This window comes from Salmonella sp. 741265050_HSA (genome assembly GCF_046569445.1).
Lineage (GTDB): Bacteria > Pseudomonadota > Gammaproteobacteria > Enterobacterales > Enterobacteriaceae > Salmonella > Salmonella enterica.
Genome location: NZ_JBKFSV010000012.1, coordinates 53,301 through 65,423, shown reverse-complemented (window position 1 = coordinate 65,423; position 12,123 = coordinate 53,301). Strand labels below are relative to the sequence as shown.

General features: G+C 55.0%; 10 protein-coding genes. 3 read left to right on the top strand and 7 right to left on the bottom strand.

The window, feature by feature from the left end:
• Nucleotides 1–19: 19 nt before the first annotated feature.
• Nucleotides 20–1,411: a xanthine/proton symporter XanP gene (gene xanP, locus ACLD4F_RS17410; RefSeq protein WP_000115428.1), complete on the bottom strand. Its 1,392-nt coding sequence runs from the start codon at nucleotides 1,409–1,411 to the stop codon at nucleotides 20–22.
• A gap of 227 nt (nucleotides 1,412–1,638) precedes the next feature.
• On the opposite strand from xanP, the gene gltS reads away from it, so the two are divergent.
• Nucleotides 1,639–2,844 (top strand): sodium/glutamate symporter, encoded by a 1,206-nt coding sequence (gltS, locus tag ACLD4F_RS17405; protein ID WP_000462251.1) that lies wholly within the window; start codon nucleotides 1,639–1,641, stop codon nucleotides 2,842–2,844.
• A 2-nt stretch (nucleotides 2,845–2,846) separates the two neighbouring features.
• Nucleotides 2,847–3,698, top strand: a complete 852-nt coding sequence (locus ACLD4F_RS17400) for a hypothetical protein (RefSeq protein WP_000745468.1) — start codon at nucleotides 2,847–2,849, stop codon at nucleotides 3,696–3,698.
• A gap of 2 nt (nucleotides 3,699–3,700) precedes the next feature.
• On the opposite strand, the gene recG is transcribed toward ACLD4F_RS17400, so the two are convergent.
• The 5 genes from recG to gmk are packed head-to-tail and all read right to left on the bottom strand — an operon-like array spanning nucleotide 3,701 to nucleotide 9,565.
• Nucleotides 3,701–5,782, bottom strand: coding sequence for an ATP-dependent DNA helicase RecG (gene recG, locus ACLD4F_RS17395; RefSeq protein ID WP_392479545.1), 2,082 nt, complete (start codon nucleotides 5,780–5,782; stop codon nucleotides 3,701–3,703).
• 5 nt (nucleotides 5,783–5,787) lie between these two features.
• Complete coding sequence (gene trmH / locus ACLD4F_RS17390) at nucleotides 5,788–6,477, bottom strand: tRNA (guanosine(18)-2'-O)-methyltransferase TrmH (RefSeq protein WP_001068436.1); 690 nt, start codon at nucleotides 6,475–6,477, stop codon at nucleotides 5,788–5,790.
• Between the two features lie 4 nt (nucleotides 6,478–6,481).
• Nucleotides 6,482–8,593, bottom strand: a complete 2,112-nt coding sequence (spoT, locus tag ACLD4F_RS17385; RefSeq protein WP_000280467.1) for a bifunctional GTP diphosphokinase/guanosine-3',5'-bis pyrophosphate 3'-pyrophosphohydrolase — start codon at nucleotides 8,591–8,593, stop codon at nucleotides 6,482–6,484.
• 18 nt (nucleotides 8,594–8,611) lie between these two features.
• Nucleotides 8,612–8,887, bottom strand: coding sequence for a DNA-directed RNA polymerase subunit omega (gene rpoZ / locus ACLD4F_RS17380; protein WP_000135058.1), 276 nt, complete (start codon nucleotides 8,885–8,887; stop codon nucleotides 8,612–8,614).
• A 54-nt stretch (nucleotides 8,888–8,941) separates the two neighbouring features.
• The gene (gmk, locus tag ACLD4F_RS17375; RefSeq protein WP_000046966.1) at nucleotides 8,942–9,565 is read right to left on the bottom strand and encodes a guanylate kinase; all 624 of its coding nucleotides are present in this window, start codon (nucleotides 9,563–9,565) and stop codon (nucleotides 8,942–8,944) included.
• 256 nt (nucleotides 9,566–9,821) lie between these two features.
• Here gmk and ligB point away from each other — a divergent pair, with 256 nt between their 5' ends.
• A complete protein-coding gene (gene ligB, locus ACLD4F_RS17370) occupies nucleotides 9,822–11,507 on the top strand; it encodes an NAD-dependent DNA ligase LigB (RefSeq protein ID WP_411010954.1) in 1,686 nt (561 codons plus the stop codon).
• On the opposite strand, the gene ACLD4F_RS17365 is transcribed toward ligB, so the two are convergent.
• The gene (locus tag ACLD4F_RS17365) at nucleotides 11,504–12,121 is read right to left on the bottom strand and encodes a trimeric intracellular cation channel family protein (RefSeq protein WP_000924334.1); all 618 of its coding nucleotides are present in this window, start codon (nucleotides 12,119–12,121) and stop codon (nucleotides 11,504–11,506) included. The genes ligB and ACLD4F_RS17365 overlap by 4 nt on opposite strands.
• Nucleotides 12,122–12,123: the final 2 nt, after the last annotated feature.

Below are 12,123 nucleotides of genomic sequence, written 5' to 3'. Positions count from 1 at the left end.
CGTCGCCGCCGCAGGGTTTTTACGGTTTTTCCGGCGGGAGAATCAGGTTCAGCACGATAGCCGTGATGCCGCCAGCGGCAATTCCGGATGAGAGCAGATTTTTCACCCATTCCGGCGCGAACTGCAGGATCTGCGGCTGTTGCGAGACGCCAAGACCCACGGCCAGCGACAGGGCGATAATCAGAATCGCGCGGCGGTTCAGCGGCTCACGCGAGACAATACGCACCCCGGAGGCGGCAATGGTGCCGAACATCACCAACGTGGCACCGCCGAGCACCGGTTCCGGGATATGCTGCACAAAACCGCTTACCGCCGGGAACAGGCCGAGCACAATCAGCATCAGCGCGACGACAAATCCCACATAGCGACTGGCGACGCCGGTCAACTGAATTACGCCGTTGTTCTGACCGAAACAGGAATTCGGGAACGTATTAAATACCGCTGAAACAAATGAGTTCAGGCCGTTAGCCAGTACTCCGCCCTTTAGCCGTTTCATGTACAAGGGGCCGGATACCGGCTGCTCGGAGACATCAGAGGTGGCGGTGATGTCGCCGATGGTCTCCAGCGACGTAATCATAAAGACCAGCATCAACGGCAGTAACAGGTTCCAGTCAATGCCCAGACCATAATACAGCGGGGTCGGCACCATCAGGATGTCCTGTGAGACCGGCGCGTTATTCTCAGGCAACATGCCCATAAACCAGGCCAAAAGATAGCCAGCCGCCATGGCAATAACCAAAGAAGCCACGCGCAGGTAGGGATTACGCTGCCGATTCAGCAGGATAATAATGGCCAGGACGACGCCGGCCAGCAGCAGGTTTTTCGGTGCGCCAAAGGTGTTGTCGCTCATGGCGGCATAGCCGCCGCCGATGGAAGTTAGCCCCACCTGAATCAGCGACAGGCCAATAATCATCACCACGACGCCGGAGACTAACGGCGTGATAATCCGGCGCGCCAGATGTAGAATGCGAGAAAGCACCATCTCGGTGCAGCTTGCCAGCATCAGCGTGCCGAACAGCGCCGCCATCATCGTCGGGACGTCCGCGCCGCCGGTTTTCAGCGCGGTACCGCCCATAATCAGCGGGGCGACAAAGTTAAAACTGGTTCCCTGGATGGATAACAGCCCCGATCCTACCGGCCCCCACGCTTTGATTTGAATAATAGAGGCTACGCCGGAGGCGAACAGCGACATGCTGATAATGTGCTGCGTATCCTGCGCCGGTAAACCCAACGCCTGGCAGATTAACAGCGCTGGCGTGATTACCGCGACAAACATGGCCAGCAGATGCTGACAAGCGGCAAAAAGGGTTTGAGGGAGCGGCGGGCGATCTTCAAGACGGTAAATTAATTCGCTGTTTTGCGTCTGCGCAACCGGTTGCGCATCTGCCGGCTCGATGGCGTTAACGGACATCAGGGACATTCTCGTGGTGGAAAAGCGGTGATTTTATCTGACCAGGTGGTAAAAGCAAACGATTGCGAGCGAATATTCTTAATATTTAAAAAAGATAAATGCACCTTTTTATATAACTTTTTGCCTTTTTCTGCTTAAAATCCATGCCGAAGACTCGCAAAGAGCTAAAAAACTGACTCAGGAAATGATTTGTGCGCACGTGTCACAGCGCACTACAGGAGCTTTAAATGTTTGAACTCGATACCTTATCGACCCTTGTCGCCGCCACGCTGGTGCTGCTACTGGGTCGCAAGCTGGTCCAGTCTGTCTCCTTACTGAAGAAATATACGATTCCGGAACCGGTGGCGGGGGGGTTACTGGTTGCGGTTGCTCTGCTGGTACTGAAAAAAAGCGTCGGTTGGGAGGTCAACTTTGATATGACCCTGCGCGATCCGTTGATGCTGGCGTTTTTCGCGACGATCGGCCTTAACGCGAACCTTGCCAGCCTGCGCAAGGGGGGACGCGTTGTTGGCGTCTTCCTGGTCGTCGTGGTCGGATTACTGCTGATGCAGAATGCCATCGGTATCGGCATGGCGAGTCTGTTGGGGCTGGACCCGTTAATGGGGCTGATTGCCGGGTCAATTACGCTGTCCGGCGGACACGGTACCGGCGCGGCGTGGAGTAAACTGTTCGTCGAACGTTATGGTTTTGCCAATGCCACCGAAGTTGCGATGGCATGTGCAACCTTTGGCCTGGTGCTGGGCGGGTTGATTGGCGGCCCGGTAGCGCGTTATCTGGTGAAACACTCCACCACGCCGGATGGAATGCCTGACGATCAGGCCGTGCCGACAGCCTTTGAAAAGCCGGATGTGGGCCGTATGATCACCTCTCTGGTGCTAATCGAAACTATCGCCCTGATTGCTATCTGTCTGACCGTGGGCAAAATCGTAGCGCAGCTACTGGCGGGAACGGTGCTTGAACTGCCGGTCTTCGTTTGTGTGCTATTTGTTGGGGTGATCCTCAGCAATGGCCTGGCGCTGGTGGGTTTTTATCGCGTATTTGAGCGTGCTGTTTCGGTGCTGGGGAACGTGAGTTTGTCACTGTTCCTGGCAATGGCGCTGATGAGCCTGAAGCTGTGGGAACTGGCGTCGCTGGCGCTGCCGATGCTGGCGATTCTGGTGGTACAGACCATCTTCATGGCGCTGTACGCGATCTTCGTCACCTGGCGCATGATGGGGAAAAACTACGATGCAGCGGTGTTGGCGGCGGGTCACTGCGGTTTTGGCCTGGGCGCAACGCCGACCGCCATTGCTAATATGCAGGCGATTACCGACCGTTTTGGCCCCTCGCATATGGCGTTCCTGGTGGTGCCGATGGTCGGCGCGTTCTTTATCGATATCGTCAATGCGTTGGTAATCAAGCTGTACCTGATGCTGCCAATGTTTGCCGGATAAAGATGAAAAAACGTTGCCGTCAACCTGAAACCCTGCGTGAACGCTGCCGTCATATTTTTGGCGATGAGCCGCCGGTTCTTAACGTGTGGGAAGCGGAGTTTGACTATGCCGATGCTGAGTTGCAGGCGCTGGCGGCGACGGACTGGCGGCAGATTACCGATTGGCATCTGAGCGTTTATTATGTGCTGAATCTGGTTTACCACGAACCGATGCAGCCGGAATTGTTTCGTTATCTGTTTCCGCTGTGCCTTGCCTGTTGGCGCGAAACGCTGTTAACCCATGGCTATGGCGATCACTTCGAGGAGTCTTTCCTGCGTGCGTTACGGCGGCCTTATCTCTGGCGGGAAATGATGGATGCCGCTCAGCGTCAGCAGGTACGGCATTTTTTGCTGGAGACCATGCTGGCGCGAATCAATCACGAGCGCGGTTTCAACTCTCCGCTGACCTGGCTGGATACCTTCAATGTTCTCGGCGGCATTGCGCCGTTTATCCGTTCGCTCTGGAATCAGTGGTGGTTACTGGATACGCCGGGTAAAGCGGTATGCGCGTTGCAGTACGCCGCACATTTAATTTATCCGGTAGAGGTTAACCCGCTTTGGCCAGAAGGCTCGTGGCAGTGGCAACCGCCATTAGGTGCGACGGAAGAACCGTGGTTGGAAAATAATCTGGCGTTTTTAACCCGGCAGTTAACGTCGGAGATGATCCTCGACGGGGTGCAGAAGGCGGCGGAAATGCTGCGGGACGAGCCGGAGAGTGCGATGGCAACGCGTATCTCGCGCGATGCCCTGGCAGCCCAGGACGTTATCGCTATCCAGATTGAGGATCTTCTGTTGGCTCTGTCGCGCGGCGAATAGGATTAGGCGTTGGAATAACGTTCGGTTTCCGGCATCCAGCGCTCAATCAGCGCTTGTGCCTGCTGCGGATAACGTTCGTGAATATGACGGGCAATACGCTGAACTTCGGGGATCATGCCTTGATCGCGCAGCAAATCAGCTACTTTAAATTCGGCGTTACCCGTCTGGCGCGTGCCCAGTAATTCCCCCGGGCCGCGAATCTCTAAATCTTTTTGCGCAATCACAAAGCCGTCATTGCTGTCGCGCAATACCTGTAAACGCTTCTGCGCCGTTTTCGACAACGGCGATTTATAGAGCAGCACGCAGTGCGACGCGACCGCGCCACGGCCAACGCGTCCTCTGAGCTGGTGTAACTGCGCCAGGCCCAGTCGCTCCGGGTTTTCAATAATCATCAGGCTGGCGTTAGGAACATCGACCCCCACCTCAATCACCGTAGTGGCGACCAGCAGATGCAGTTCACCCTGCTTAAAGGCCTGCATCACCGCCTGTTTTTCGGCGGGCTTCATGCGGCCGTGTACCAGGCCGATATTCAACTCCGGTAACGCCAGCTTGAGCTCCTCCCAGGTGGCTTCCGCCGCCTGCGCTTCCAGCAGGTCGGACTCTTCAATCAGCGTACAGACCCAGTAGGCCTGACGGCCTTCGGTTGTGCAGGCGTTGCGCACACGATCAATGATTTCATGGCGACGGGTATCCGGAATAGCAACGGTAGTGACAGGGGTACGGCCCGGCGGTAGCTCGTCAATCACCGAGGTATCGAGATCGGCGTAGGCAGTCATCGCCAGGGTTCGAGGAATGGGCGTTGCGGTCATAATCAATTGATGCGGATGAAAGCCCTGCTGCTGGCCTTTTTCCCACAATGCCAGCCGCTGGTGGACGCCAAAGCGGTGCTGCTCATCGATAATGACCAGCGCCAGGCCGTTGAACTGCACCTGTTCCTGAAAGATAGCGTGGGTGCCGACAATCATCTGCACCTGACCGCTGGCAATAGCCTCTTGCTGCGCCTGACGCGCTTTACCTTTTTGCTTACCCGCCAGCCAACCCACTTCAACGCCCAACGGTTCGAACCAGTTGCGGAAATTATTTGCGTGCTGTTCAGCCAGCAATTCGGTCGGCGCCATCAGCGCCACCTGCTTACCGTGGGCAATAGCGCGCAAGGCGGCAAGCGCCGCAACCAGCGTTTTCCCTGAGCCGACGTCGCCCTGAACCAGACGCATCATCGGCACATCGAGCGCCATATCACGTTCTATCTCTGCCACCACCCGCGCCTGCGCGCTGGTGGGTTTAAACGGCAACGACGCCAGCAGCTTGTCTTTCAATATGTTGTTGGTACTTAGCGGCTGAGCGTGATAACGCTGCGCGCCTGCGCGAAGCGCCAGCATACTGAGATTATGCGCCAGTAGCTCTTCAAGAATAAGCCGCCGCTGCGCCGGGTGTTTGCCGGTTTCTAAATCGGCGAGCTGGAGCGTCGGCGGCGGGCGATGCAAGGTACGTAGCGCCTCCGGCAGGCTCATCATACCCTGCGCCAGTTCCGGCGGCAGTAGTTCGGCAATGGCGCAGGTGTCGAGCAACTCCAGCGCCTGATCGGTAAGCTTGCGCAGTGTCGCTTGCTTCACGCCCTCGGTGGTCGGATAGACGGGGGTGAGCGTTTCCTGAAGTTCCGGCGTGCTGAGATCGCCCTGCAGGCGATATTCCGGATGGATCATCTCTGCGCCATACTTGCCGCGCTTCGCTTCCCCGTAGGCCAGCACACGTCGTCCCGTCGCCAGGCTGTTTTTCATCGCCGCGTTAAAATTGAAAAAGCGCATGGTAAGAATGCCGGAACCGTCGCTAATCTGGCAGGTCATCATCCGACGACCGCCGAAAGTGATATTGCAGTTCAGCACTTCACCTTCAACGGTGGCGTAGATGCCAGGCAGCAGTTCGCCAATGGGGTAGAGATGGGTGCGGTCTTCGTAACGCAGAGGGAGGTGGAGCAGGAGGTCCTGCACGGTGTGCAGGCCAATTTTCGCCAGTTTACTGCTTTGCGCTGCGCCGACGCCTGTCAGGGAATTGAGCGGAACAGCGTCTAACAAGCGGCCTGACATGGTGATTACCCTGCCGCCTGCATCGTCGCCCACCAGTCAGCATCGGCGTCTATTTCGCCCTGCTGATTGACGCGAGGATAAGGCAGACCTTTACGTTTAGCGACTTTCGCCAGCACCGGATAACCACCCTCAAACAGCAGGCGCTGCTGTTCATCTTCCGGCAACATGCTATTTTCACGCAGATACATGCCCGCGTTCTGACGCTGGCGCTGGGCTTCATAAAGAATGAGCGCGGAGGCGACGGAAACGTTCAGCGACTGTACCATGCCGATCATCGGAATGATGATGTCCCTATCCGCCAGGTCTAATGCTTCCTGAGTAATACCGGTTTTCTCCTGACCCATCAGAATACAGGTCGGGCGCGTGTAATCAATCTCGCGAAAGTCTACGGCCTTATCAGAAAGATGGGTTGCCAGAATCTGCATTCCCCGACCTTTCAAATGGGCTACCGCATCGCCAATGGTACGGTGAGTTTTCACCTGTACCCAACTGTTGCTGCCCGCCGCCGCGGAAGCCATGGTACGCATCCGGCTACCTGGCCAGATAGCATGGACTTCATGGACGCCAACGGCATCTGCGGTACGAATGATTGCAGAAACGTTATGAGGTTTGTGGACTTGCTCCATGCAGACCGTGAGATCAGGCTGACGCCTGGCGAGCATTTCGCATATACGCGCATAACGTTTTGGATTCATAGCGCTAGTTTCGGTTACGGGTGACTTTAATAACGTCTGGCATCACGCGGATTTTGCGCATGATATTCGCAAGATGTACGCGATCGCGTGCGGTAAGGCGAATAAAGGTACTATAGACGCGACCATCTTTCTCTTCAGTATTCAGGCTTTGAATATTGGAGGTGGTCGTATTAATCGCCGCCGTCAGGTTAGCCAGCGCGCCCTGATGGTTAAACATTTCCACCTTGATTTCGGTAATGAATTCCTGCTCCGTCTCTTTGTCCCATTCGACCGCCATAAATTTCTCTGGCTCTTTCTGGTATCCACGGATATTACGGCAGGATTCATGGTGGATCACCAGTCCTTTACCTGGGCTGACGTGAGCGATGATCGGGTCGCCTGGGATCGGACGACAACACTTCGCAAAGGTGATAAGCACGCCATCCGCGCCTTTAATCGGCAGGTGGCCGTGATTCGATTGCGCAACGGTCGGCACCACGGCTTCGCCTTGCTGCAGATTTTTCGCGACCACTACGCTCATCGCGTTGCCGAGACCGATTTCCGCCAGCAGATCGTCAAGCGTTGCCAGCTTCATACGATCCAATTCGCGCTGAATATTTTCCTGCGGAATTTCCGCCAGCTTACGACTACCGCCTAAGGCATGGTTAAGCAGACGACGGCCCAGGCTTACGGAGTCATCACGTTTGAGGTTTTTCAGCAACTGACGAATTTTAGCGCGCGCTTTAGAGCTGACGACAAAGTTCAGCCAGGCGGCGTTGGGACGCGCGCCCGGCGCGGTAATAATTTCGACGGTCTGACCGCTGCTAAGCGGCTGCGACAGCGGATAAGGCTGGCGGTCGACACGCGCGCCGACGCAGGCGTGGCCGATGTCAGTATGCACTGCATAGGCAAAATCCACCGGCGTAGCGCCAGCGGGCAGTTCGACAATGCGCCCTTCCGGGGTGAAAACGTAAATCTCATCCGGGAAGAGATCGGATTTTACGCTTTCGATAAATTCAAACGAACTACCGGCGCTCTGTTGTAGCTCCAGCAGGCTCTGCATCCAGCGCTGGGCGCGAATCTGCGCTGTGGTACTGGTCTCGCCGTGTTCTTTATACGCCCAGTGCGCCGCGACCCCCATTTCCGCCATCTGATCCATATCTTCGGTACGGATCTGGACTTCAACAGGAACGCCGTGCGGGCCGATCATCGAGGTGTGCAAAGACTGATAGCCGTTCGCTTTGGGAATGGCAATATAGTCTTTTACCCGTCCCGGACGCGGCTTATAGAGACTGTGCATCTGGCCGAGTACGCGATAGCAGGTATCGGAGTCATGAACGATCACGCGGAAAGCGTAAATATCCATGATCGAGTGAAAACGCTGCTCTTTGAGCACCATTTTGCAGTAGATCGAGTAAAGATGTTTTTCGCGACCGCTAACGCGACACGGAATTCCCGCCTCTTGCAAACGTCCTTCGATTTCAGAGAGGATTTTTTGGATCATCTCTTTACGGTTGCCGCGCGCCGCTTTTACCACTTCTTTAATGACGCGATAACGGTTGGGATACAGCGCTTCAAAACCCAGCTCTTCAAGCTCGGTCTTGATGTGATGGATACCTAAACGGTGTGCCAGCGGGCTGTAGATTTCGAGGGTTTCACGGGCAATACGACGACGTTTATCCGGGCGTAACGAGCCCAGCGTGCGCATGTTATGGGTACGGTCAGCAAGTTTGATGAGAATGACGCGGATATCCTGCACCATCGCCATAATCATTTTGCGGAAGTTTTCGGCCTGCGCCTCTTTCTTATCGCGGAACTTGAGCTTATCAAGTTTCGATACCCCCTCTACCAGCTCGGCAACGCTTTTACCGAAAAGCTGTTCCATGTCCTGATAGGTGGCGGGGGTATCTTCAATCACGTCATGCAGCAGAGCGGCCATCAGCGTTTCGTAGTCGAGTTTCATCTCGGCCAGAATACAGGCCACCGCTACCGGGTGCGTGATATAGGGTTCACCGCTTGAACGTGTCTGGCCCTCGTGAGCGTCACGTGCAACGAGATACGCCTGCCGAAGACGCTTAATCTGGTCTTCCGGCAGGTAGTTTTGAATCAGTTGATTCAGGCTTTCAAACAGATACAAGGGCGACCCGCTTTGTGATTAACGACGACCTTCAGCAATAGCGGTAACGGCTTGTAATTCAGCGGCTTCCTGCTCTTGCTGTTCCTGGCGCTCGCGGACGTCGAGGATCTGGTTGTTAATCAGACCTTCTTCGATTTCGCGCAGCGCGATAACGGTAGTTTTATCGTTTTCTTCCGGTACCAGCGGATCCTTTCCGCCTACCTGCATCTGACGAGCGCGACGCGCGGCGACCAGTACCAGGTCAAAACGGTTACCAATTTTCTCTACAGCGTCCTGAACAGTTACGCGTGCCATACTTAAAATGCTCCACAGGTGAAGAAATGACTGGGCATGATACTGAAAGTGGGTTCAGTCTGCCAACAATTTGCTGATTAAAGCGTCATGACGCTGCTTTTGGCGGCTCATACGCAGACGTTCAGCGCGAATGATGGTTTTCAAGTCGCTTAACGCGGTATCAAAGTCGTCATTCACAATAAGATAATCATATTCGGCGTAATGGCTCATTTCTGCAACCGCTTGCGCCATTCGTTTGGCAATGACTTCTTCGCTATCTTGCCCGCGGCCGCGTAAACGGCGATCCAATTCGATCTTTGATGGCGGCAAAATAAAAATGCTGCGTGCTTGCGGCATCTTTTCGCGAATTTGCTGGGCGCCCTGCCAGTCGATATCCAGAAAAACATCAACGCCGGTTGCCAGCACTTGCTCAATGGTTTCGCGCGAAGTGCCGTAGTAATTGCCAAACACTTCCGCGTGCTCCAGAAACGCCTCCCTGCCAATCATGGTTTTAAACTCATCATGATTTACAAAGAAATAGTGCTCACCGTGCACTTCACCCGGACGCGGCGCGCGCGTGGTATGTGAAACGGAAACCTGAGTGTCATACAACGGTTGGGTTTTTAATAAAGCCTGAATCAGGCTGGATTTACCCGCGCCACTGGGGGCAGAAACAATATAAAGCGTACCTTGAGCCATGAGTATCTTACGTCTGTGATTATCGAAATAGAGCCTTGATACGGGCTTATTATACACATCGCCGTTATGCGACGTAGTCTTTGTCACACTTTTTGCGCCAGATTATTGCATTTTGCGTCCCTTTTTCCGCTTTTATCGCGTCGTTGCAGCAACCCACCAAAAAATCTGGAAAGCGGCTCGGATGATGCATTTTTACCTGTCGGTTTTTATTCACTAAAGCGCTATACCTGCCGGGCAATGTGCGCAGGAGGTCGTGATGAGATTATGGAAAAGTATGGCGTGGGGAATTTTATTGTGGCATTCGCAGAGTGGGGCGCTTTGCCCGGCCTGGCCGCCAGCAAGGGCCGCTGAAGAAATCGCCCGTTTACAGCAACAGCTCGCTGACTGGAATGACATCTACTGGAAACAAGGCGTTAGCGCGGTTGACGATAGTGTGTACGACCAACTCAGCGCAAGGCTGGTTCAGTGGCAACGCTGTGTTGGTCAGGATGTTTCATCTACTCCGGTTTCACCGCCGTTAAACGGTACAACAATGCACCCTGTTGCGCACACGGGCGTACGCAAACTCGCGGACCGACAGGCGGTAGAACAGTGGATGCGCGGGCGCAGCGAGCTTTGGGTACAACCAAAAGTGGATGGCGTAGCGGTAACGCTGGTTTATCAAAACGGTAAACTGACCAGGGCTATCAGCCGGGGTAACGGACTACAAGGCGAGGACTGGACGCCAAAAATTCGCCTGATCCCCTCTATACCGCAGACAACACAAGGCGCGCTAGCTAATGCGGTGTTGCAGGGCGAAATCTTTCTACAGCGCGAGGGACATATCCAGCAACGAATGGGCGGGATGAATGCGCGCTCGAAAGTCGCAGGAATGTTAATGCGCCAGGATAACGCCTCCGCGCTAAATTCGTTGGGTATTTTTATTTGGGCGTGGCCGGACGGTCCGGCAAATATGCCCGAAAGATTAAGCCAACTTGCTAAGGCTGGATTCAGTCTGACGAAGAAATATTCCCTGGTGGTAAAAGATGCCAGCGAGGTCGAGCGGGCGCGCCAGTCATGGCTGACGTCAGCGTTGCCCTTTGTGACGGATGGCGTAGTGATACGCATGGCTAAAGAGCCCGCGGCACAATACTGGCGACCCGGGCAGGGCGACTGGCTGGCAGCATGGAAATATCCGCCAGTAGCGCAGGTCGCGCAAGTGAGCGCTATTCAGTTCTCGGTGGGGAAAAGCGGCAAAATTACCGTAGTAGCGTCGCTTGTCCCCGTTATACTGGATGATAAGCGGGTTCAGCGGGTCAATATCGGTTCTGTGAAGCGTTGGGAAGCGTGGGATATCGCGCCGGGCGATCAGATCCTGGTGAGTCTGGCCGGGCAAGGCATTCCCCGACTTGATGAGGTCGTCTGGCGGAGTCGTGAGCGGAGTAAGCCTGTACCGCCTGATAGCCATTTCAACTCGCTGACCTGCTTTTACGCGTCGGCAACGTGTCAGGAACAGTTTATCTCCAGGCTGATATGGCTGGGGTCACGGTCGGCGTTGGGTCTGGACGGAATGGGTGAAGCCAGCTGGCGGGCCTTGCATCAGACGCATCGCTTTGAGCATATCTTCTCCTGGCTTACCCTGACGTCAGCGCAAATAGCCAACACGCCAGGCTTTGCTAAAGGAAAAAGCGAGCAGATATGGCGGCAATTTAACCTGGCGCGCCGGCAGTCGTTTACCCGCTGGATCATGGCGATGGATATCCCCTTAACGCAGGCCGCATTACAGGCCAGCGGCGATCGTTCATGGGAGCAGTTATTAATGCGAACAGAGCAACACTGGCGGCAGTTGCCAGCGACGGGCGAGCGTCGTGCCGGGAGAGTTATCGACTGGCGGGATAATCCGCAGATCAAAGCGCTGAGCAGATGGCTGGCTGCTCAGCATATTCCCGGATTTGGGTCTTAGTGCCCTTCATGGCGGTAATAAAATACCGGCAGGCCAAGTTTAAGACGTAGCGCTAATAACCTTGCTGTAAAGCCAAACAGTAGCGTAGAGATAACGACGACATCCGGATTCATGACGTAATGTTGCAGCGCAATATAGAGCACCGCCGAGGCGAACGAAATGCCGGCATATAGCTCTTTTTGAAACACCAGTGGAATGCGTTTGCAGAACATATCGCGGAGCACGCCGCCAAAGACGCCGGTAGTGACGGCGGCCACCACGGCGATAATTGGCCCTTCGCCCATATCAAGGGCTATCTGAGCGCCAATAATAGAGAAAACCACCAACCCCAGCGCGTCAAGTACCAGGAAAAGCTTGCGTAAATAGGGCATGACGGGGGCAACAATGGTGGTCAATACAGCGGCAGTCGCCACAATAATGACATATTCGGGATGCTTCACCCAACCCAGCGGATAGTGACCGAGCAGAATGTCGCGAACCGAGCCTCCACCAATGGCGGTGGCGGTAGCAATAATAATTACGCCGAATGTATCCATGCGACGACGACCCGCAGCGAGTGCGCCCGTCATGGCCTCGGCAGTGATGCCAATTAAATAAAGAACGTGCAACAGCATGA

Excerpts from the sequence above, each read along its gene's own strand:
- ligB (WP_411010954.1), top strand. The coding sequence starts at position 9,822 with ATGAGATTATGGAAAAGTATGGCGTGGGGAATTTTATTGTGGCATTCG.
- recG (WP_392479545.1), bottom strand. The coding sequence starts at position 5,782 with ATGTCAGGCCGCTTGTTAGACGCTGTTCCGCTCAATTCCCTGACAGGC.
- gmk (WP_000046966.1), bottom strand. The coding sequence starts at position 9,565 with ATGGCTCAAGGTACGCTTTATATTGTTTCTGCCCCCAGTGGCGCGGGT.
- gltS (WP_000462251.1), top strand. The coding sequence starts at position 1,639 with ATGTTTGAACTCGATACCTTATCGACCCTTGTCGCCGCCACGCTGGTG.
- rpoZ (WP_000135058.1), bottom strand. The coding sequence starts at position 8,887 with ATGGCACGCGTAACTGTTCAGGACGCTGTAGAGAAAATTGGTAACCGT.
- xanP (WP_000115428.1), bottom strand. The coding sequence starts at position 1,411 with ATGTCCGTTAACGCCATCGAGCCGGCAGATGCGCAACCGGTTGCGCAG.
- trmH (WP_001068436.1), bottom strand. The coding sequence starts at position 6,477 with ATGAATCCAAAACGTTATGCGCGTATATGCGAAATGCTCGCCAGGCGT.
- ACLD4F_RS17365 (WP_000924334.1), bottom strand. The coding sequence starts at position 12,121 with ATGCTGTTGCACGTTCTTTATTTAATTGGCATCACTGCCGAGGCCATG.
- ACLD4F_RS17400 (WP_000745468.1), top strand. The coding sequence starts at position 2,847 with ATGAAAAAACGTTGCCGTCAACCTGAAACCCTGCGTGAACGCTGCCGT.